20 protein-coding genes and 1 pseudogene are annotated in these 20,624 nt (G+C 38.4%); 19 read left to right on the top strand and 2 right to left on the bottom strand.

Features of this window, described 5'->3' with window-relative positions:
• Positions 1–49 precede the first annotated feature (49 nt).
• The 12 genes from EV203_RS02015 to EV203_RS01960 all read left to right on the top strand — a co-directional run bounded on the left by EV203_RS02015 (position 50) and on the right by EV203_RS01960 (position 12,435).
• Positions 50–619 carry a glycerol-3-phosphate responsive antiterminator gene (locus tag EV203_RS02015; protein WP_009610755.1) on the top strand — a complete coding sequence of 190 codons (570 nt, stop codon included), beginning with the start codon at positions 50–52 and terminating at the stop codon, positions 617–619.
• Between the two features lie 70 nt (positions 620–689).
• Complete coding sequence (locus EV203_RS02010) at positions 690–1,418, top strand: MIP/aquaporin family protein (protein ID WP_009610760.1); 729 nt, start codon at positions 690–692, stop codon at positions 1,416–1,418.
• Positions 1,419–1,493: 75 nt separating this feature from the next.
• Positions 1,494–2,987, top strand: a complete 1,494-nt coding sequence (glpK, locus tag EV203_RS02005) for a glycerol kinase GlpK (RefSeq protein WP_009610750.1) — start codon at positions 1,494–1,496, stop codon at positions 2,985–2,987.
• A 164-nt stretch (positions 2,988–3,151) separates the two neighbouring features.
• Entirely contained in the window at positions 3,152–4,648 is a 1,497-nt protein-coding gene (locus tag EV203_RS02000; protein WP_009610758.1) for an NAD(P)/FAD-dependent oxidoreductase, read from the top strand.
• Positions 4,641–5,900, top strand: coding sequence for an NAD(P)/FAD-dependent oxidoreductase (locus EV203_RS01995; RefSeq protein WP_132039031.1), 1,260 nt, complete (start codon positions 4,641–4,643; stop codon positions 5,898–5,900). Before EV203_RS02000 ends, EV203_RS01995 begins: the two co-directional genes overlap by 8 nt.
• A gap of 1 nt (position 5,901) precedes the next feature.
• The gene (locus EV203_RS01990) at positions 5,902–6,276 is read left to right on the top strand and encodes a DUF1667 domain-containing protein (RefSeq protein WP_132038988.1); all 375 of its coding nucleotides are present in this window, start codon (positions 5,902–5,904) and stop codon (positions 6,274–6,276) included.
• A 14-nt stretch (positions 6,277–6,290) separates the two neighbouring features.
• The gene (locus EV203_RS01985) at positions 6,291–7,925 is read left to right on the top strand and encodes a sigma 54-interacting transcriptional regulator (RefSeq protein ID WP_041587339.1); all 1,635 of its coding nucleotides are present in this window, start codon (positions 6,291–6,293) and stop codon (positions 7,923–7,925) included.
• A gap of 154 nt (positions 7,926–8,079) precedes the next feature.
• Complete coding sequence (dhaK, locus tag EV203_RS01980; RefSeq protein ID WP_009610950.1) at positions 8,080–9,078, top strand: dihydroxyacetone kinase subunit DhaK; 999 nt, start codon at positions 8,080–8,082, stop codon at positions 9,076–9,078.
• A 23-nt stretch (positions 9,079–9,101) separates the two neighbouring features.
• A complete protein-coding gene (dhaL, locus tag EV203_RS01975) occupies positions 9,102–9,740 on the top strand; it encodes a dihydroxyacetone kinase subunit DhaL (RefSeq protein WP_009610955.1) in 639 nt (212 codons plus the stop codon).
• A 14-nt stretch (positions 9,741–9,754) separates the two neighbouring features.
• Positions 9,755–10,147, top strand: a complete 393-nt coding sequence (gene dhaM / locus EV203_RS01970; protein ID WP_031314078.1) for a dihydroxyacetone kinase phosphoryl donor subunit DhaM — start codon at positions 9,755–9,757, stop codon at positions 10,145–10,147.
• A 93-nt stretch (positions 10,148–10,240) separates the two neighbouring features.
• Positions 10,241–11,740, top strand: a complete 1,500-nt coding sequence (locus tag EV203_RS01965; protein WP_009610944.1) for a hypothetical protein — start codon at positions 10,241–10,243, stop codon at positions 11,738–11,740.
• Between the two features lie 2 nt (positions 11,741–11,742).
• Complete coding sequence (locus EV203_RS01960; RefSeq protein ID WP_009610945.1) at positions 11,743–12,435, top strand: TIGR01906 family membrane protein; 693 nt, start codon at positions 11,743–11,745, stop codon at positions 12,433–12,435.
• 9 nt (positions 12,436–12,444) lie between these two features.
• Here EV203_RS01960 and EV203_RS01955 read toward each other — a convergent pair whose 3' ends face one another.
• A complete protein-coding gene (locus EV203_RS01955) occupies positions 12,445–13,977 on the bottom strand; it encodes an ATP-dependent metallopeptidase FtsH/Yme1/Tma family protein (protein WP_009610946.1) in 1,533 nt (510 codons plus the stop codon).
• Positions 13,978–14,110: 133 nt separating this feature from the next.
• On the opposite strand from EV203_RS01955, the gene EV203_RS01950 reads away from it, so the two are divergent.
• Positions 14,111–15,094, top strand: a complete 984-nt coding sequence (locus EV203_RS01950; RefSeq protein WP_009610948.1) for an acyl-CoA dehydratase activase — start codon at positions 14,111–14,113, stop codon at positions 15,092–15,094.
• Positions 15,095–15,123: 29 nt separating this feature from the next.
• Here EV203_RS01950 and EV203_RS01945 read toward each other — a convergent pair whose 3' ends face one another.
• Positions 15,124–16,875, bottom strand: a complete 1,752-nt coding sequence (locus tag EV203_RS01945) for a cell division protein FtsA (protein ID WP_165911570.1) — start codon at positions 16,873–16,875, stop codon at positions 15,124–15,126.
• Positions 16,876–17,018: 143 nt separating this feature from the next.
• Here EV203_RS01945 and EV203_RS01940 point away from each other — a divergent pair, with 143 nt between their 5' ends.
• The 6 genes and pseudogenes from EV203_RS01940 (at position 17,019) to EV203_RS01915 (ending at position 20,497) form a co-directional block, all read left to right on the top strand.
• Complete coding sequence (locus EV203_RS01940; protein WP_011026121.1) at positions 17,019–17,525, top strand: hypothetical protein; 507 nt, start codon at positions 17,019–17,021, stop codon at positions 17,523–17,525.
• Between the two features lie 19 nt (positions 17,526–17,544).
• The gene (locus EV203_RS01935; RefSeq protein WP_011026120.1) at positions 17,545–17,901 is read left to right on the top strand and encodes a nucleotidyltransferase domain-containing protein; all 357 of its coding nucleotides are present in this window, start codon (positions 17,545–17,547) and stop codon (positions 17,899–17,901) included.
• A complete protein-coding gene (locus tag EV203_RS01930) occupies positions 17,870–18,277 on the top strand; it encodes a nucleotidyltransferase substrate binding protein (RefSeq protein ID WP_011026119.1) in 408 nt (135 codons plus the stop codon). The genes EV203_RS01935 and EV203_RS01930 overlap by 32 nt, the downstream gene beginning before the upstream one ends.
• Before the next feature lie 21 nt (positions 18,278–18,298).
• On the top strand, positions 18,299–18,604 hold the full coding sequence (locus EV203_RS01925; RefSeq protein ID WP_022587908.1) for a hypothetical protein: 306 nt from the start codon (positions 18,299–18,301) through the stop codon (positions 18,602–18,604).
• Positions 18,605–18,662: 58 nt separating this feature from the next.
• Positions 18,663–18,935: pseudogene (locus tag EV203_RS01920) on the top strand (MerR family DNA-binding transcriptional regulator); the annotation flags it as partial.
• Positions 18,936–19,060: 125 nt separating this feature from the next.
• Positions 19,061–20,497 (top strand): IS200/IS605 family accessory protein TnpB-related protein, encoded by a 1,437-nt coding sequence (locus tag EV203_RS01915; protein WP_132038986.1) that lies wholly within the window; start codon positions 19,061–19,063, stop codon positions 20,495–20,497.
• The last annotated feature ends 127 nt before the right edge of the window (positions 20,498–20,624 follow it).

The following is a 20,624-nucleotide window of genomic DNA, read 5'->3' as shown; positions in this document are numbered from 1 at the left end:
TTTGGCACAGTTTTTGCAATATATACTAAAGTGAGCGGAGGTATAAAGGATGAAAGATAAAATTTTAGAGACAATGACAGAATTTCCGATAATTGCGGCTGTCCGGGAGATAAAGGATGTAAAAGAAGCTGTCTCTTCCAATACACAAGTGATTTTTTTGCTGTCAGGAGATATAATGAATATTTGCGATTTAGTCGATTTTATCAAAAAAAACGGTAAAATTGCCTTTGTCCACTTTGACCTTATAGAAGGTTTGGGTAAGGACACAAAGGCTGTTGAGTACATAGCTGAAAGGATAAAGCCTCACGGTATAATTTCTACCCGGAATAATATTTTAGACCATGCCAAAGATTTTGGGCTCTTCTCTATACAGAGGCTTTTCATGTTGGATTCCCAGGCTTTAAAGACAGGGCTTTCTTCTGCAAAACAGATAAGGCCAGATGCTGTGGAGATTCTCCCCGGAATAATGCCTTCAATAATCAAGGAAGTGGCGAATGATGTCTTAATGCCCGTTATTGCAGGAGGCCTTGTGAGGACAAAGGAAGAAGTTATAAATGCGATAAAAGCAGGGGCGATCGCTGTTTCAACCAGCGAAAAAAGCCTCTGGTTTATAGAGTGAAAGGGGGGATATATGAAAAACAAAAAATTTTATTAAAAGTTAAATTTTGGAATTATGGAGGGGATATTTTATGAGTGACTTTGCAAAGTATTTGGCTGAATTTTTTGGTACTATGATACTTATTTGGCTAGGTGACGGTGTAGTTGCAAACGTTGTCTTAAATAAATCTAAAGGTCAAAATAGCGGCTGGATTGTAATCACCGCAGGATGGGGATTTGCAGTTATGGTAGGAGCGTATACAGTTGGCTGGCTAAGTGGTGCTCACTTAAATCCAGCTGTGACAATTGGCTTAGCAACGATAGGCAAGTTTTCGTGGAGTTTAGTGCCAGGCTACATTATAGCACAAGTTTTAGGAGCTTTTGTGGGAGCTATAATTGTTTATTTGATGTATATAGATCATTTTGCAGCAACTGAAGATCCCACAGCTAAGCTTGGTACTTTTGCAACTATTCCAGCTATAAGAAATTTAGGTAAGAATTTTATAACTGAGGCTTTTGGTACTGCCATGCTTTTAATAGGTATACTTGGCATTACAAATAGTAATAACCCTATAGGGGGAATGGGACCCCTTTTAGTAGGACTTCTCGTATGGGCAATAGGTTTAAGCTTGGGTGGTCCTACAGGGTATGCTATTAATCCAGCCAGAGACTTCGGACCGAGACTTGCCCACGCTATACTCCCAATTCCGGGCAAGAGAGATTCTGACTGGGGGTATGGTTTGATAGTTCCGATATTTGGACCAATAGTTGGAGGAATAATTGGAGCCTGGATTTATCAGCTTATCATGAGCGTACATTAAAGAGAATTATATCGGCGAGAAGTTCCTCTCGCCGATATGGCATTATAATAAAAACTCAAGTGAGGAGGAAGGGAAATGGCGAAATATGTAATGGCTTTGGACCAGGGGACGACGAGTTCCCGCGCTATAATTTTTGACCACAGCGGTAAAATGATTGCTTCTTTAAACAAAGAGTTTAGGCAGATTTATCCTAAACCCGGTTGGGTTGAGCATGACCCAATGGAAATATGGGAATCCCAGATAGAAGTTGCAAAAGGAGTAATAGAGAAGGCAGGGATTAAACCAGAGGATATTGCGGCAATAGGAATTACAAACCAGAGGGAGACAACAGTCGTATGGGACAAAAACACAGGGAAACCTATTTACAATGCAATAGTGTGGCAGTGCAGGAGGACAGCTCCTATATGCGATGACCTTAAGAACAAAGGCTTTGATAAGAAAATAAGAGAAAAGACTGGCCTTGTTGTAGATGCTTATTTCTCGGGTACCAAAGTGAAGTGGATTTTGGACAATGTTGAAGGAGCTCGTGAAAAAGCAGAAAGAGGAGAATTGCTTTTTGGAAATATTGACACATGGCTTATCTGGAATTTGACAAGGGGCAAAGTGCATGTGACTGACTATTCAAATGCTTCAAGGACAATGCTTTTCAACATACACGAATTGAAGTGGGATAAGGAGATATTAGAAGAGCTCAATGTGCCAGAGAACATGCTTCCAGAAGTAAAGCCATCAAGCCATGTCTATGGCTATACGGATAAATCGATCTTTGGAGTAGAAATACCTATTGCAGGAGATGCAGGAGACCAGCAGGCTGCTTTATTTGGCCAGGCTTGCTTTAAACCCGGAATGGCAAAGAACACTTACGGTACAGGGTGCTTTATGCTGATGAACACAGGCGAAAAAGCTGTTCCCTCCAAGACCGGGCTTTTGACCACAATAGCTTGGGGTATTGATGGAAAAGTAGAGTATGCCTTAGAAGGAAGTATTTTCATAACAGGTGCAGCTATTCAGTGGTTGAGGGATGAGCTCAGAATAATTGACAATGCACCTCAAAGTGAGGAATACGCCTTAAAGGTTGAAGATACAAATGGAGTGTACGTAGTTCCTGCTTTTGTGGGTCTAGGTGCTCCTTACTGGGATATGTACGCTAGAGGTGTTATAGTTGGCCTTACAAGGGGAGCAAAGAGAGAGCACATAATAAGGGCAACATTGGAGTCTATTGCTTACCAGACGAGAGACGTTCTAGAAGCAATGCAGGAGGATTCCGGAATAAAGCTTCAGGCTTTGAAGGTTGATGGAGGAGCAAGTGCAAATAACTTCTTAATGCAGTTCCAGGCAGACATTTTAGGCGTTCCGGTAGATAGGCCTCAGGTGATAGAGACTACTGCATTAGGTGCTGCATACCTTGCAGGGCTGGCGGTGGGCTTCTGGAACAGCAGAGAAGAAATAGAGAAAAATTGGAATATAGACAGGCGCTTTGAACCTGCCATGGAGGAAGAAAAGAGGGAGAAACTTTACAGAGGCTGGAAAAAAGCGGTTGAAAGAGCTATGAAGTGGGCTGAAGAATAAAAAAATTGATAAAAAGTAGCAGGAATTTAAAAAGTTTTGTAGAATATATCCTAATAATATAGGAAAAAATAAATAATAGGTATGGTGGAGATTGGGAGAACCATATATAGCCGAGATGCCTCGGTTATATATGGTTTTTTATCTTCTTAAGGAGGTTTTAAAAGATGGTGTACGATGTTTTAATAGTAGGTGCCGGTGTGGTAGGATGCTCTATTGCAAGAGAGCTTTCTAAATATAAATTAAAAGTGATTGTGGTGGAAAAAGGAGAAGACGCAGCTTCAGAAGGGGCATCAAAAGCTAACAGCGCAATACTTCACGCAGGGTATGACCCGGTTCCAGGGACTTTGAAAGCAAAGCTCAATGTCCGTGGGAATGAAATGTTTGAAGAACTGTGCAAAGACCTGGACGTTCCTATGAAAAGGACTGGTTCTTTAGTGGTGGCTTTTTCAGAAGAGGAAATTAAAGAGCTTTACAAGCTATTTGACAGAGGCATAAAGAATGGAGTAAAAGAGCTCTCCATAATTACAAAGGACATGGTAAAGGAAATTGAACCGTATATAAATGACAATGTCATAGCTGCTCTATACGCCAAAAAGGCTGGAATTATTTCTCCTTATGTTTTCACTATTGCTCTGGCGGAAAATGCTGCCCAAAACGGGGTAGAGTTTTCTTTTAATTCGGAGGTAGTAGATATTAAGAGAAAGGAGGATGTATTTGTCGTAAAGACGCCTTCAAAGGAGTTTTATGCAAGGTATGTGGTCAATGCAGCTGGAGTTTATTCTGATGTGATAAACAATATGGTGGGAGCAAAACCTTTCTCTGTGCATCCAAGAAAAGGTGAGTATCTGATACTTGACAAAGATCAAGGCTATCTTGCCAGGACTGTGATATTCCAGGTGCCGACAAAGATGGGAAAAGGTATTCTGGTATCACCCACCATTGACGGCAATTTGCTTATAGGACCTACTTCAGAAGACATACAGGATAAGGAATTTAAAGCGACTACGAGGGAAGGACTTAATAAAGCCATTACTGTTGCTAAAAGAAGTGTGGATAAATTTGACGTTCGAAAGACAATAACGCAGTTTACAGGTTTAAGAGCTACTCCTGACACGGAGGAGAAGGATTTTATCATAGGAGAATCGGATGTGAAAGGATTTATAAATGTGGCTGGAATAGAATCCCCTGGTTTTACAGCAGCACCTGCAATTGCGGAAATGGTGAGAGATATATTAAAAGACGCAGGTCTTGAGCTTGTTGAAAAGGACGATTTTAACCCAAAGAGGAAACCTGTTATAAGGTTTGTAGAGCTTTCTGATGAAGAGAAAAATAGGCTCATTAAAGAAAATCCTGCCTATGGAAGGATAGTATGCAGGTGTGAGACGGTGACAGAAGGAGAAGTTATAGATGCAATAAGAAGACCTGTTGGAGCGAAATCGGTGGACGGGGTAAAAAGGCGCGTAAGAGCAGGCATGGGCAGGTGTCAGGGAAGTTTCTGTGGTCCCAGGATAGTAGAGATACTTGCAAGAGAGCTTAACATTTCTCCTCTTGAAGTTACAAAGCATGGCAGGAATTCTTACATTCTTGCCGGTGAGACAAAGAAGTTTTTATTAGACAAGGCTTCAGAGCTTTTGAAGAAAGAGGTGTATGGCAATGCTTAACTATGATATAGTCATAATAGGTGGCGGCCCTGCAGGCTTGGGTGCTGCTGTAGAAGCCTATGAAAAGGGTGTAAAAAATATAGTCATAATTGAAAGAGATAAATATCTTGGGGGTATTTTAGAGCAGTGCATACACAATGGATTTGGACTTCAGGAATTTAAAGAAGAATTGACAGGACCAGAATATGCACAAAGATTCATTGATAAAGTAGAAGAATATGACATAAATGTAATGTTGGAAACTATGGTTTTGGAAATAACTCCTGATAGAATTGTAAAAGCTGTTAATTCTAAGGAAGGTGTGTTCACAATAAAAGCTGGAGCTATAATTTTAGCTATGGGATGCAGGGAAAGGCCGAGAGGTGCTATTATGATACCTGGCACTCGCCCAGCAGGTATTCTCACAGCAGGTACTGCTCAGAGGTATGTAAATATGGAAGGATATCTTCCAGGGAAAGAAATAGTGATATTAGGTTCTGGTGATGTTGGGCTTATTATGGCGAGAAGGCTTACATTAGAAGGAGCAAAAGTAAAAGCTGTGGTAGAGATAATGCCTTATTCAAGCGGCCTTACTAGAAATATAGTGCAATGTCTTGAAGATTTTGATATTCCACTTTTATTGAGCCACACTGTAGTAGAGATACATGGAAAGGATAGAGTGGAAGGGGTTACTATCGCAAAAGTCGATGAAAACAGAGAACCTATAATGGAAACTGCCCAGTATATAAGCTGCGATACTTTGATACTCTCTGTAGGATTGATTCCTGAGAACGAATTGTCCAAACAGGCAGGGATAGAACTTGATCCAGTGACTGGAGGACCTGTTGTGAATGAGATGCTGGAGACAAGTGTTCCAGGGATTTTTGCTTGTGGCAATGTCCTTCAGGTTCACGATTTGGTAGACAATGTGACAGCAGAAGCCAGAATGGCAGCTAATTCGGCTATAAGGTTTATAAGAGAAGGAGGGTTTAAAAAGAGCAATATCTCTGTTAAAGCGGGGAAAGGAATACGTTATGTAGTGCCACAGAGAATAAACGTGGATAATATAGATAAAAGGATAAAATTTAGGATGAGACCGACAGATGTGTACAATAATGCCATATTGGCAGTAAAGTCGGGTGATAGGTACCTTTTAAGGCAGAAGAGGATAAGGCTTACTCCTGGTGAAATGATAGATGTAAATTTAAGTAAGGAAATACTAAAAAATGCAGATGAAAAAGAGGGTATTGTCTTTTTGGTGGAGGAGGGATAAAATGGAAGTAAAGGAGATTACCTGCATAGTATGTCCTCTGGGCTGCAGGATAAAAGTTGAAATGGAAGGAGGGGAGATAAAGAGCATAAAAGGCTATTCTTGTCCTAAAGGGCTTGAGTACGCAAAAAATGAAGTTACAATGCCAAAGAGAATGGTGACCACAAGCGTGAGGGCAAAGGGCGGACATTTGCCTCTTCTTTCTGTGAGAACAAAAGAGCCTGTTCCAAAAGAGAAAATCCATGAGATAATGCTGGAACTGGCAAAAATTGAAGTAAAAGCTCCTGTTAAAATTGGAGATGTGATAGTTAAAAACATATTGGGAACGGGGGTTGACGTGATTACCACTAGAAATCTTTATAAAAAAGAAGTAAGTTAATGCGTGGTGATAAAATGGTGGAAAAGAGGGAAAGGTTGAGACTACCTGTGAGCATCCATTCTCAAATTGCTGCCCACATAGTTCAAGAAGTAAGCCGCATAAGCAAAAGGAACGATGTCAGCATATTTTTTAGAAAAATCAATGAGAGTAGGTTGGTTCCTGCTGGTAGCATGCTTTCCATGGTGACCTTTTTTGCCTCTCGTGGGGAAGAAATAGAAGTGATAATAGAAGGGTTAAAGGCTGAAAAGGCTTTTGACGAATTTATGCAGTTTTTCAATTCTGAACTGGGCAAGGAAAAAGAAGAAAAAGACACGTATGAGCTTTTGAGGAATACTTCTATAGCCTATGAGAAAATTTTTAATTCCATCGGGTCAGGACTTGTGGTTACTGACGAAAATGGAGTTATAACAATATTTAACAAACTGGCAGAAGGCATTACAGGGATAAGCATGGATGAAGCTATAGGCAAGAAAATTCAAGAGGTCATCCCGGGAATAAAAATTGAGAATGTACTAAAAACGGGGAAAGAGGAAATGAACAAAAAGATTAAGGTTGGCAATAATGTTGTGTTTACCAATATAACGCCTATTTATACTGGCAATAAAATAGAAGGGTCTGTAATAGTCTTTTATGATTTTCCTCAGATAGAGTATCTGGAAAACGAGTTAAAAAGGAACAGGAAGCTGGATAAAGCTTTTGACATAATAATAGGGAATAGTGGAAAGTTAAGGGATGCCCTCACTATTGCTTCAAAGGCCGCAGAAACGGATTCCACTGTTTTGATAAGAGGAGAGAGTGGCACGGGAAAGGAGCTGGTAGCACAGGCAATCCACTACGCCAGCAGAAGAAGGGATAAGCCCTTCATAAGGGTGAACTGTGCCGCTATTCCTGTTACATTGCTGGAAAGCGAGCTTTTCGGCCATGAAAGAGGAGCTTTTACGGGGGCTGTAACGCAGAAGATAGGGAAATTTGAACTGGCGGACGGTGGCACCGTATTTTTGGATGAGATTGGGGAAATACCTCCGGAGATTCAGGTAAAGCTTTTGAGAGTTATACAGGAAAAAGAGTTTGAAAGGGTTGGGGGAATAAAGACTATAAAGGTAGATGTGAGGATAATTGCAGCCACAAATAAAGACCTTGAAAAGGCAATAAAAGAAGGTACTTTTAGAGAAGATTTGTATTACCGTCTGAATGTTATACCAATAATGCTGCCGCCATTGAGGGAGAGACGCGGCGATATACCATTGCTTGTGGAGCATTTTATAGAAAAACTCAATAAGAAGCTCAATAAAAATATAAAAGGTATTACGAAGAAAGCCATGCAAGCTTTAATTCACTATGACTGGCCTGGAAACATAAGGGAATTAGAGAACATAATAGAAAGATGTATCACTTTAAGCGAAGGTGAATATATAGACTATGAAGACTTACCTCAATACATACGGAATGAAGATACAATCGTTTCAGAAAACAATGTGATTTATTTGGATGAGCACAGCGAATTACTTACAATGGAAGAATATGAATACAAGATAATAAAAGCGGCCTTAGATAGATACAAGAGTTTTAACAAAGCGGCTAAAGTTTTAGGCCTTACTCATAAGACAGTCGCTTCCAAGGCCCGGAAATTCGGACTTGTTGATAGATAATACCAACTTACCCTGTCGCTTGATACTTTTTCCCAATATAGCCTGCATGGGCTTTTTTATTTTTGGGGAAAATAAGCAAAAAAAAACTGGCATGGTTTTTGCATAATAATAAAGCAAAAGAATTAAAGTAATTTACTGTGGGGAGGTACTTTTCATGAAAAAGTTAATTAACAATCCTGAGAGCGTTGTAAAGGAGATGATTGAGGGGCTTTTGGCAGCTCATCCCAATTATCTCAGAAAGCTTGAGAATATCAATGTGATTGTGAGAAAAGATGCGCCAGTTGAAGGTAAAGTAGGACTTGTCAGTGGTGGAGGAAGTGGACACGAACCTGCCCACGCAGGATACGTGGGTTACGGAATGCTTGACGCTGCTTGCCCTGGAGAAGTCTTTACTTCACCGACACCTGACCAGATGTATGAGGCTATTAAGGCTGTAAACTCTGGGAAGGGCGTGCTGCTTATCATTAAAAATTACACGGGAGACGTAATGAATTTTGAAATGGCAAGAGAAATGGCGCAAGCAGAGGGAATAGAGGTGGACCAGGTTATAGTAAACGATGATGTGGCAGTGGAAAACAGCACTTGGACGCAAGGCAGACGCGGTATAGCAGGAACTGTTTTTGTCCATAAGATTGCCGGAGCAAAAGCTCAAGAGGGAGCTAGCCTTAAGGAGGTAAAGAGGGTAGCTGAAAAAGTCATAGCGAATGTCCGTTCGATGGGAATGGCGTTAACACCTTGTACTGTGCCTGCAGCGGGTAAGCCAAGTTTTACTCTTCAAGAAGATGAGATGGAGATTGGAATAGGCATACACGGAGAGCCTGGTACGCACAGAGAGAAGATAAAACACGTTGATGAAATAGTGGAGCATTTAATGGACAAAATAATAAATGACCTTCCTTATAAATCAGGCGATGAAGTGGCTGTAATGATAAATGGAATGGGTGGAACTCCTCTGATGGAGCTTTATATCGCTAACAGAAAAGTCGCAGAAATTCTAAAAGAAAAGGATATAAAAGTTTACAAGACTTATGTGGGAGAATTTATGACTTCTCTTGAGATGAGCGGCTTTTCTATAACTTTGTTAAAGCTGGATGAGGAGTTAAAGGCATTGTTGGATGCAAAGGCTGATACGCCAGCATTTAAACAACTATAATTTTCAGGAGGTAGGAAGTATAAATGGTTATTACAAAGGAAGATGTGCTAAAAGTTATAGATAAAATTGTGGAAGTGATAAGGGAAAATAAAGAATATCTCACGGAACTGGACTCTGCGATAGGGGACGCTGACCATGGAATAAACATGGACAGAGGTTTTGAAGCTGTGAAACAGAAATTGGCGACAATTCCTGAAAACTCTGATATAGGGACGATATTGAAGACTGTGGGAATGACTCTTGTGTCGACAGTAGGTGGGGCTTCAGGGCCTTTGTACGGTACTGCTTTTATGAGGGCAGGTCAGGCAGTTCAAGGGAAAACTGAACTTACAGAGGAAGACGTGGTAAAGATTTTCGAAGCGGCTCTTCAGGGTATAAAGGACAGAGGTAAAGCCCAGGCAGGAGATAAGACCATGATAGACTCTATTGAGCCTGCCTACAAGGCTTTGAAAGAGAGTTTGGAGAACAACATAGCTCTTCCTGAAGCTTTAAAAAGAGCAGTTAACGCTGCTAAAGAGGGGATGGAATACACAAAAAATATATCTGCTAGAAAAGGTAGAGCCAGTTATCTAGGGGAGAGAAGCATTGGGCACATAGACCCTGGTGCTACTTCCTCCTATCTAATGATAAAGGCCCTGGCAGATGTTATTAATTTACTGTAATGGTGGAGGGTAAAATGGTTGGAATAGTGTTAGTGTCTCACTCAAGAAAAATTGTTGAAGGCGTGTTTGAGCTGGTAAACCAAATGACGAGGGGGAAAGTACCTATAGGCATAGCTGGAGGCACGCCTGATGGGAGATTGGGCACGGATGCTGCAGAAATAGTGGAGCAGGTAAAAAAAGTAGACAGAGGAGAAGGAGTAGTGGTGCTAGTTGATATCGGCAGCGCTGTTATGAGCGCTCAGACAGCGGTAGAGCTCTTAGGAGAAGAATATGAGGGAAAGGTCAAAATTGCGGACGCGCCTTTGGTAGAAGGGGCTGTAGCAGCTGCAGTAGAGGCTTCTATAGGGAGCGATTTTGAAAAAGTGCTTACTGTGGCTGAAGAAGCCAAGAAGATGAATAAGCTTTAAAGGCCTGGCCTGTGCCGGGCTTTTTTTAATTGATTTAAAATGAAAAAAAGAATATAATCAAATTATAGAAAAGTATTGCAAAGAGGTGTAAAAATGTCTCAGGATGAAATAAAGAAATTGAGAGAAAAACTTCACGAGTCTTTGAAAAGCCCTGAGAAATTTTCTCAATTTCTGAAGGAGATAATAAAAAAGCAGAAAGAGATAGTGCAAATTATAAGTTTATTGGAAGCTTACAACGAAGCTACTTATTTAAACTACGTGCTTTTTAGAAAAAGGGAGGTTGTTAAGGCTTTAGAATACATGGATGATAAAAATAGGGGTATTTTAGAGGTAGTGAAAAACGTAGTAAACGACGTATATCATTACCAGGTTGCAGAAAAAAAGATAAGGGATAACGTAGAAAAGGCGATGAGGGAATACAAAGACTATTTGGAAGACGCAATTGAGGTGTTATACGGCTATTACGTTGAGGCAAAATATGTGAATGAAGTTTTTAGTGATAAGCTGAGGGATTCGTTTGCTGCAGAGGCTATAGACGAGGAGAGTTTTTATGAAAGCGTTTTTAATTTTGTGAATGAGGTAGAGGAAGAAAAGGAAGAAAGGATAAAAGAAATTTTGAGTTCTCTTCCATTTGCTATGTCTAGAAGGCGTTTTTATGATTATTTGCAAAAGGCTTTAGAAAGAGAATATTCTACCTATGAATCCTTTTTAGCCAGCGTGATAAACATTGAAGAAAATTTCTATGGCAAACTGGTAGAAGGATATGGAGATATTTTCCCTTCTATAGCAAGTAAGATTGAAAGCCTTCAATCTCTGGATTTAAAGCTTCTTTCAAAAGAAGAGATAGAAATGTATTTAGAAGAGAGCTCAGAGCTTGTAAAAGCGATTCACTCATTAAGAGAAATAATTTTTTCTGTACGTCGTGTAATCAACAGGCTTTTAATAGTTTTTTTAGGAGAAGAGGATATTCAATCTCTGATAAAAAAAGAACCTTTTATAAAGCAGTATATAGAGTTTTACAAGCGGCTTATGAGAAATGAGATAAAAAGCAGTAAAGAAATTGAAAAAAGTGTTAAAAAGTGCGACAGTATCATTTCAAGCTGGTATTTTGAGCTTTACAGGTATAATTTGCTTTTAGGAGAGATAGAGTCTTCTGACCACAATTTGATAGAGATCGTGGATGAAAGCATAATTGGGGAAGTAGAAATTCTAGCCGAATATGAGAACTTGCTCAATGACGCTACTGAGATAGTGATTGAAAGCGATAAGTTTGGAGAGGACCCTGTAGATGAGATGATAATAAAAAACGAGATAAAAAATGTGATCTATTTAATCGAGGAATTGTCTAAAAAGATGACAAATGAGTACAGGAAAGCTAGGTTAAAGAGGCTAATGGGCATAATTCCTGTCCCAGTGGATTTTGACAAGGAGCTTCTTCACTATGTGAGAAACGCTTTGGAACTTGATAATTCTTACAGCAGGAAGCTTTCTTACATGCACACCATTAAGAAAAAAATGGATCTTTACAGAGAACTTAGAAAGCAGAAGAATTTTTATGAGAGTTTAATAAAAAATTCAAAGGATGTAATTTGACTATGAGGAAAGTGAAAAAAATCTTTATATGGGTTGTCACTTTTGTAATGGCTTTTTCATTAATTTTGTGGTTATTTTTATTTAATTTGGAACATGTAGCTTTCAATTTGGATTTTTACAAGAATGAATATTTAAAAAACGACGTTCCCTCTGTTACAAAGATGGAGATTGGAGAGCTTTTGAAAGTGACAGAGAAAATGCATGAATACCTAAAGGGAAAAGCAGATGACATGGATGTACTTGCAAACATTGGAGGAGACCTTGTAAGAGTGTTCAATGATAAAGAACTTGCTCATATGAAAGACGTGAAAAATTTATTTAAGTTGGGCTTTTGGCTTAAGGATATATCTATTGCAGTTTTTCTTGCTTTTTTTGCGCTTCTAGTGTGGCAGACCTCTTTTGTGAAAACCCTTTCTCTTTTACAAAAAGGTGTAGGTTTTAGTTTACTTGCTTTATTGATATTAGGCGTACTAATAGTTTTAGATTTTGAAAATTGGTTTACACTTTTTCATTTGGCTTTTTTTAATAACGACCTGTGGCTTTTGGACGTAGAAAAGGACAGGCTCATTCAGATGTTTCCTCTAAATTTTTTTGAAGATGCTGTCTCTTTGATTTTCAAAAATACGCTCATAGAAATTCTGGCGATAACAGGTGGAGTTTTTGCAATTTCAAAACTTTTAAAGGAGCCCTCATAGGGGCTCCTTTTACACGCACATAGAGGTCTTTTCTTCAATTATTTCCTCTAGCTCCTCTTTTGTTATTGTCTCTTTTTCAAGCAGTTTTTCTGCAATTGCTATTACTTTATCTTTATGCTCAAGGAGTATCTTTCTTGCGAAGGTGTAACAGCTATTTATAATCTTGTCTACTTCTTTATCGATCATTTCTGTAGATTTTACTAAATGCAAATCAAAAACTCTATTGCCTAATTCGCTCATCCCGAAATTACACACCATTTGGTAGGCGATTTTTGTAGCCTCTTTCAAGTCGTTTTCTGCTCCAGTAGAAATTTCGTTAAATATGATTTCTTCTGAAGCTCTTCCTCCCAATAGCATTGTGATTTTGTTTTTTAGCTCCGTCTTTGTGAGGAGGAAGGAGTCATCTTTAGGGAAATTAAGCACGTAGCCTAATGCTTCTCCTCGGGGTACTATAGAAATTTTTTCTATGACATTGACATTCAAAATTTTCCCTATGAGGGCATGGCCTGCTTCATGATACGCTGCTATAGTCCTTTCTTTTTCTAGCCCAGAGGGATTTTTCTTTTTGAGCCCTGCGATTACGCGCTCTAGTGCCTCTTCAAATTCCTCTTTTCCAATTTTCGTTTTATTTCTCATTACGGCTAATATTGCAGCTTCATTGCACATGGTGGCTAGATGAGCCCCAGTCATTCCGTGGGTTTTTCTGGCGAGGTCTACTAAAGACACGCTTTCATCTAGGGGTTTATTCCTCGTGTGAACTTTCAGAATTTCCAGGCGGCCTTTTAAGTTTGGCGGGCCAATATGTATGGTTCTGTCAAAGCGGCCAGGCCTTAAAAGGGCTTCATCCAGCATATCTATTCTGTTAGTAGCTCCTATTACTATGATCCCTTCATTGCTGTTGAAGCCATCCATTTCTACTAAGAGCTGGTTTAAAGTTTGGTCTTTTTCGGAATTGTTGTCAGTGTTTCTTTTGGTTCCAACCGCGTCAATTTCGTCTATGAAAATGATGCTGGGAGCATTTTTCTTTGCTTTTGCAAAAAGGGCTCTTATTCTACTTGCTCCAACGCCCACGTATTTTTCTACAAATTCTGACCCGGAAGCGCTTATAAAAGTGGAATTTGTCTCTCCTGCTAGAGCAGTAGCCAATAGCGTTTTTCCTGTTCCTGGAGGGCCGTAGAAGAGTATCCCTTTGGGTATTTTTGCTCCCATTTTGTTATATTTTTCTGTATTTGTCATAAAGTCAATTATCACTTTTAATTCTTCTATTACTTCATCCAATCCTGCCACGTCTTTAAAAGTTATGTTTCCTTTCTTTTTGGTAACTTCTTCATTTATCTCGGAAAGGGAGTTGTATTTAACTGGCATGAGCTCAGAAAATTTATTCTTTAGGAGAATATAAGCTATTGCGGTTGCCGCTGCAATCAAAAGAAAAGTGAGGTTCAAGCTCAAATTAGGATTTACTTCTGTGATAAAAAGATACAGGAGAAGAATATTTACAAAAATTGACATGACAAGGATTATTGTGTGCAAATTCTTCTTCATGTTTTCCGCCCCCACTTTTATTCTGAATGTAGTTTTTGCTTATTGATGGGATTTATTCGCAAAACTTCAAAAGTATAAAAAATGATTTTGAAGGCAAAAATGTAAAATAAATGAACTGTTTAGGAGGTTTAATATGGAAGGTTACATGGGAATAGACGTGGGGTCAGTCAGCACAAATATTGCTGTCATTGATGAGGAGAACAATGTCATAGATTATGTCTACATAAGGACCAGAGGGCAGCCGATAAAAGCTGTTCAAGAAGCTTTGAGGGAAATAAAAGAAAAAATAGGCGATGTAGAGATTAAAGGAGTCGGCACTACTGGAAGTGCCAGGCAGTTAACAGGGCTTATGGTAGGAGCGGATATTGTAAAAAATGAGATTACTGCTCATGCGGTGGCTGCTTCCAGCATAGTAAAGGATGTAAGGACAGTGATTGAGATTGGCGGGCAGGACTCAAAGATAATAATTTTGCGAAATGGCGTTGTAGTGGATTTTGCAATGAATACAGTATGTGCGGCTGGAACCGGGTCATTTTTAGACCAACAGGCTTACAGATTAAATATACCAATTGAGGAATTTGGAGATTTGGCACTAAAATCCAAAAACCCTGTAAGGATTGCAGGAAGGTGTAGCGTATTTGCAGAGTCCGACATGATTCACAAACAGCAGATGGGATATGCCCTTCCTGACATAATAAGCGGCTTGTGTGACGCCTTAGTGAGGAATTATCTGAACAATGTGGGAAAAGGAAAGGATATTAAGGAGCCCATTGTATTTCAGGGAGGTGTCGCTGCCAACAAAGGAATAAAAGCTGCATTTGAAAAGGCTTTGGGAATGAAGGTATATGTTCCCAAATACTACGGTGTTATGGGGGCGATTGGCGCAGCGATATTGGCAAAAGATGCAGTCAAAGAAAAAGGTTACACTTCATTTAAAGGCTTTGAAGTAAGCGATTTGGAGTACAAAGCGTTAGGGTTCGAGTGCACCGCTTGTCCCAATCACTGTGAGGTAGTAGAATTTATACAGGGAGATGAAGTTATTTCCAGATGGGGAGATAAGTGCGGAAGGTGGTCTAATAGTCCAAGCAAAAAAATTCACGCAGGTTCTATAGTTTAGCCCGACGCCTTTGTAAATTAGGTGTCGGGCTATATGATTTCTATCACATCTCCGGGATGAAGCAAATCAGTGTAGGAGGCTTTCTTGCCATTTATTTTCATTTCGGGTACTCTGTTGTTGTCCAATTTTATGTCTATAAAATTGAATAAGTCTATGAACATGTACTCTCTCTTACCTTTTAAAAGGACCTCTTTTCCATTTACCGTTATAGAAAAACTCTTTATGCTGTCTTCTACTCTTATTTCATCTCCTTCTTTTATTGAGTAATCGGGATCAGCCAGCTTTCCGTTTACATAAATTTCTTTATTTTCTGCACCTTTCACGAGATCTCTTACGGTAATAAAAGCGTCTTTTCCCTTTTTCCCGCCGATGATGCTTATTCTATCGCCTTCTTTTATTGAAGTTTTTAAATTAGCTAAAGTTCCGTTTACATATATTTTTGGAGGAATACCTTCTTCTCCTTTAATGGTCATTTTTTCACCGTTTAGCGTGAAGGTCAGGTCTTTTCCGCTTTGTGGAATTAGATTTTGAGAGCTGTAATCTATAGCTAAAAGAGCATCCATTACAGTAGGGCTCTTTATGTTAAAGATTTTAACTAATTTATCTTCTACATATACCTTTACAAAATCTTTCCTTTTATTTATCATCGCAGAATAAGCTATCCCTATAGGGGTAATACTTTCAGGACCTTTGAGCTTTTTTGGACGAGAGTGCAAAATTTCGACAGACTTTATATCTCTTACAGAAACCCTATTGGGAGGAAGCTTTAAAAAAGAGGTTATCTCTTCTGGCAGTATTGGAAGGTTGCTGCTTCCCCCTACTAAAAATACCGCGGAAGGGCTTTTGCCGTTATATTTTACAATTTCTTCGCATATTTTTTGGGCAAGGGTTTTGACAGAAGGCTTTATAACTTCTAATACCTCTTCTCTTGAAATAGTGTGTTCAATACCTAGAACGTCTTTAAATTTTATTTCTTTTTTAGTGGATTTTTTAATTTTTTCTGCGGTAGCGAAATCTGTGAGAAAATGCCGTGCTATTTCCTCGGAAATTTCATCGCCTGCGTAAGGCACCATCGAATAAGCGATTATATTTCCTTCCTTCGATATTGCGATGTCAGAAGTGCCTGCTCCTATATCCACTAGTGCTATGTTTAGCATCCTTATGTCTGGCTTGAGAGAGACATTTATAGCGGCGATGGGTTCCAGTGTTATGTAAGATACTTCGAGCCCGGATTTTTTCACTGAAGCGTAAAGGCCCTCTACTACATCGAAGGGAAGAAAAGTGGCCAAAATTTCTACTGCCATTTCTTTTCCTCTGTGCCCTTTTAAATTGGCTATTGGAAGGCCATTTAAATAGTAATTGGATACGGTGTAGCCAACAGTGTGATAGTCTGTTATCCCAGATTTAGATACAATAGATTTGTGGGCAATTTCCAGAGCTTCTAGCTCTAAGCTGTGTATATCCTCAAGGGTTATTTCATGGTCTTCTGCTAGACTTTTTTCTGCTCTGGCGAATTGCGTCTTAAGTGACCTTCCTGCTGCAGCGATAGCCACTTCTCTAAGCTTTATTTTCAGGGTGTTTTCTAATTTTTCTTTGATTGACAAGATCACATGAGCTACTTTATCTATATCGTGAACTTGGCCGTCAAACATCGCTCTTTCCTGGTGTTCCATTTGTTCACTTGCCAAGATTTCTAGTTTCCCATTGTTTTCAGTTGCGACTATCCCCACAACTACTCTTGTCCCAATGTCAAGGGCAAATACAATATCATTGGTATTCATCATTTACCCCCGAATTTTTTAAGTTTTTATTTTATTATACACTACCAAAGTATTATTTCGGAAGGGCAGAAAATAAATTTAACGCTTTTTATTTACTTGTATGGATTTGACATTATTGATATAATTAATGAGAGGTGACGGGGATGGATATATTTATTGAAAAGCTTGTTAAAAAGCAAAAAACTTCTCAAGATGTCTTTTTTACAATAGGAATAATAGTTGGAACGTTGATATTAGTGTTTGGGATTATACCATTAATCCCTTTTCTTAGAAGCTTTTGGCTTTTCTTTGCAGTGCTGTTTGGGTACTTGGCCTATTACTTGATTCGGTCTCGCAATATTGAATTTGAATACGCCCTTACAAATAGCGAATTGGACGTAGATAAGATAATAGATCAGAAGAGAAGAAAGCATCTTTTGACTGTAGATTGCAAAAATTTTGAGGTCATGGCGAGAGTTAATAGCGATAAATTTACTGAAGATATAAAAAGCATTAAAAATAGAATTGAAGCAGTAAGCTCTATGTCTTCTCCAGATGTTTATTTCGCAGTGTTTGAAAATGGCGGTGTCAAGACTTTGCTGTTTTTTGAGCCCAATGAAAAAATGTTAGAGGCGATAGGAAGGTATATACCTAGAAGGCTTTTTAAATAGAGAGCTGAGAGGTTTTAAGATGAATAAAAAATATGTCTTGTCAAAAGTAAGTGAAAAAACAGGGCTATCTGTATCTCTTCTTGGTGAGATAATAAAAGTGTTGAGCAAGTATGAGAGCGTTGAAAAGGCAGTAATTTTTGGGTCTAGAGGCAGAGGGGATTTTAAGAGGACTTCCGATATTGACATATGTGTGTTCGGGGAAAAAATAACGCATACAGAATTAAATCTTTTGCAGTTTGATTTAGAAGGATTGAATACCCCCTTGAGTTTTGATGTGGTGCATTTTGATACTCTTTGCAGGAAAGAATTTAGAGAAAGTATTTTAAAAGATGGAGTAGAGATATATGACAGAAGAAAGATTGTTACAGAGATTTAAAGATTTTGAAAATGCTTTAATGCGATTAAAAGAAGCTCTGGCAATAGAAGTGACAAACGAAATAATTATAGATGGGGTAATACAGAGGTTTGAGTTTACTTTTGAACTGGCATGGAAGATTATGAAAGATTATCTTGCTTATGAAGGGATTGAAGTAAATAGCCCAAGAAGTGCAATTAAAGCCGCTTATAGTGCAGGTTTAATACAGGATGGAGAAATGTGGATAGATATGCTTATGGACAGGAATAGGACTACACATATTTACAATAGCAAAATGGCTTTGGAAATTTATGAAAACATAAAGAGAAGATATGTCAGCTGTTTTGAAGAGTTAAGTGAAAAGATAAGAGTAAATATAGAAAACATTAAGGAATAATTAAAAAGAGAGGAATGAGTGGTGAAAGAGGGTAAAGAGGAATTTGAGAAGGAATTAAAAGAGTTAGAAGAATGGCAAGAAAATCAGTATAATCCAGGTTATTATATAGGCAGTGGTCGTGTACCGAGGCCTTTAAAAGGATTAAAAAAGAGGCCAATCTTTTTGATGGTAATTGCTCTTTCTATGATTCTGCCTTTAATTGGTATTTTATTTTCAAAAATTTCTGCTGAAGACCTTATAGCTTTTGTATTCCCGGCTTTTATAGGTGTTATTTTGTTTTACGCTGCAATAAGAGAAATGCTTGAAAAGAGGAAATTCAGAAAATGAGGAGGTCAAAACAGTTGGAATTGTTAGTAAAAAATGATATAATTTCAATTGAATGTTAATGAACGTTAATAACTATAAAAAAGCTAAAGAACTGTATGATATAAGCAGAATTACCTTAATAAACTGGGAAAAGAAAGGATTAATAACCTCAGTCAGAACATCAGAAGGGAGAAGAAGGTACAAAAAAGAAGATATAGAAAAGTTATTAGGTATGCTGGAAGAAAAGCCAAAACCTAAAGTGGTGTTGTATGCAAGAGTGTCTACAAAAAAACAGGAAGAATATCTCAAGAATCAAATTAAAAAGCTTGAAGAATACACTAATTTCCAAGAATAGCAGTATGAAGTTATATCTGAAATAGCAAGTGGAGTAAATGAAATAAAGAACTAGCAGAAGAGTTAATAGCAATAGTAACATCCTTCGCAGCAAGAATTTACGGGTAGAAGGGTGGTAAAAACGTGATAGTAATACAAGCTAAGCTTATTTTCCTGAATCAAGAAGACAAGCAAATAGTATTAGACTTAATGAGAAGATGGTCTTCTTGCATGAGATTTGCATACAAAAGGCTTTTAGAAGGTTATGATAGAAAAACATTAAAAAGAGACCTTCAGAAACCTTTTGATTTAAACTCAAGATATGTACACGATGCAATAATGAAAGCAAAAGGTGTATTAGAGTCATCTAGACAATTAGACAACAATCCAAAGAAAGTCATTTTTGGAGGAAGAGACTTGTTTGGAAAACTTCAAAAGCGCCATATAAACGGGAAGGCATATGAAAAATTAAAAATTAGGTGGCAGGAGAAAAGAAAAGGAAATCTATATTCAAGAGGAGATAAAAGCAAAAAAGGAAATCTCAACACAAGAATAGAAGTAGAAAAAAATGGCACTTTCTTAAGGATAAATGTAGGGGAAAGAAAATATGTATATGCCAAAATAGAAGCAGGCTACAAAAAGAATAAGAGAAGAGAAGAATTTCTGCAGGAAATTGGAGAATCAAACATACCCTACTCTGTAGAATTAAAACTTAAAAACGGTAGTATATACGCCTATTTTGCTATTGAAGAAGAATATCCAGAAATAAAAATAACAAAAGAAAAAGGAGTCATAGGAATAGACATAAACGCATATCCGGACAACATATCATGGACAGAAGTAGATGAAAAAGGGAATCTAATAAGCTATGGGAATATGCCAATGCCAGAGCTTGCAAGTGGCAGTAAAGACAAAAAAGAATATTTCAGATGGCAATATGCTCATGAGATAGTAAAAATAGCAAAAGAAAAAGGAAAAGCAATTGTAATTGAGGGATTAGAAATAAAAGAAAAAGGCAAAAGAGGAGACTTTTCAGGGAGAAAATCAAGGAGAATAAGACATAGGTTTAGCTATAAATCACTTCTTTCAAAAATAAAAATACTAGCAAAAAGAGAAGGGATAGAAGTAATAGAGGTAGACCCTTCTTATACGTCAATAATAGGCATGTTAAAATATTCACCGCAGTATATGATAACAAAAGATATAGCAGCAGCCTATGTAATAGCAAGAAGAGGGTTGGGACTGCAGGAAGAGATACCAGATAATTATATGAAGTTTCTCAACGCATTGACTGTAGAAGAATTAGAAGAATTAAAAGAGCATGTAAAGAAAACAGTTAGAAACAAGCATATAAAGAAAAAGCATTTAAGGGAAATAAATAAAGCAATAGAAATTTTACAAAGCCTTGAGAGTAAGCCAGGAAGGGTGCTAGAACCTCTGGATGGAACAAGTTTTAGTACCTATGATTTCTGGCGAGTTCTCAAGGTAGCGGTGGTGACTCCACTCTCTCCTGAGAAGGTACCAAGAGACTTCTCTACCCTGAAAGGATTACTAATTCAGGGTAAGTGGAGAGACCCGTAAGGGCGCGAGTTCCTGCTTCTTGGGGCAGGGGCTATGGCTTTCCCAAAAACCGCCTGCTGGGGCTGGGAAAGCCTGAAGGGCGGACTACAAATACCCCAGCTATCTAAACTGTGCATTTTTGTACAGT

It is taken from the genome of Caldanaerobacter subterraneus (genome assembly GCF_004345675.1).
Taxonomy (GTDB): domain Bacteria; phylum Bacillota; class Thermoanaerobacteria; order Thermoanaerobacterales; family Thermoanaerobacteraceae; genus Thermoanaerobacter; species Thermoanaerobacter subterraneus.
The sequence above is the reverse complement of the archived record's forward strand: the minus strand, read 5'-3'. Positions and strand labels throughout refer to the sequence as shown.

Excerpts from the sequence above, each read along its gene's own strand:
- EV203_RS01940 (WP_011026121.1), top strand. The coding sequence starts at position 17,019 with ATGGATATATTTATTGAAAAGCTTGTTAAAAAGCAAAAAACTTCTCAA.
- dhaM (WP_031314078.1), top strand. The coding sequence starts at position 9,755 with ATGGTTGGAATAGTGTTAGTGTCTCACTCAAGAAAAATTGTTGAAGGC.
- EV203_RS01995 (WP_132039031.1), top strand. The coding sequence starts at position 4,641 with ATGCTTAACTATGATATAGTCATAATAGGTGGCGGCCCTGCAGGCTTG.
- EV203_RS01985 (WP_041587339.1), top strand. The coding sequence starts at position 6,291 with ATGGTGGAAAAGAGGGAAAGGTTGAGACTACCTGTGAGCATCCATTCT.
- dhaL (WP_009610955.1), top strand. The coding sequence starts at position 9,102 with ATGGTTATTACAAAGGAAGATGTGCTAAAAGTTATAGATAAAATTGTG.
- EV203_RS01950 (WP_009610948.1), top strand. The coding sequence starts at position 14,111 with ATGGAAGGTTACATGGGAATAGACGTGGGGTCAGTCAGCACAAATATT.
- EV203_RS01930 (WP_011026119.1), top strand. The coding sequence starts at position 17,870 with ATGACAGAAGAAAGATTGTTACAGAGATTTAAAGATTTTGAAAATGCT.
- EV203_RS01990 (WP_132038988.1), top strand. The coding sequence starts at position 5,902 with ATGGAAGTAAAGGAGATTACCTGCATAGTATGTCCTCTGGGCTGCAGG.
- glpK (WP_009610750.1), top strand. The coding sequence starts at position 1,494 with ATGGCGAAATATGTAATGGCTTTGGACCAGGGGACGACGAGTTCCCGC.
- EV203_RS01955 (WP_009610946.1), bottom strand. The coding sequence starts at position 13,977 with ATGAAGAAGAATTTGCACACAATAATCCTTGTCATGTCAATTTTTGTA.
- EV203_RS02010 (WP_009610760.1), top strand. The coding sequence starts at position 690 with ATGAGTGACTTTGCAAAGTATTTGGCTGAATTTTTTGGTACTATGATA.
- EV203_RS02015 (WP_009610755.1), top strand. The coding sequence starts at position 50 with ATGAAAGATAAAATTTTAGAGACAATGACAGAATTTCCGATAATTGCG.
- EV203_RS01935 (WP_011026120.1), top strand. The coding sequence starts at position 17,545 with ATGAATAAAAAATATGTCTTGTCAAAAGTAAGTGAAAAAACAGGGCTA.
- dhaK (WP_009610950.1), top strand. The coding sequence starts at position 8,080 with ATGAAAAAGTTAATTAACAATCCTGAGAGCGTTGTAAAGGAGATGATT.
- EV203_RS01960 (WP_009610945.1), top strand. The coding sequence starts at position 11,743 with ATGAGGAAAGTGAAAAAAATCTTTATATGGGTTGTCACTTTTGTAATG.
- EV203_RS01965 (WP_009610944.1), top strand. The coding sequence starts at position 10,241 with ATGTCTCAGGATGAAATAAAGAAATTGAGAGAAAAACTTCACGAGTCT.
- EV203_RS02000 (WP_009610758.1), top strand. The coding sequence starts at position 3,152 with ATGGTGTACGATGTTTTAATAGTAGGTGCCGGTGTGGTAGGATGCTCT.
- EV203_RS01945 (WP_165911570.1), bottom strand. The coding sequence starts at position 16,875 with ATGAATACCAATGATATTGTATTTGCCCTTGACATTGGGACAAGAGTA.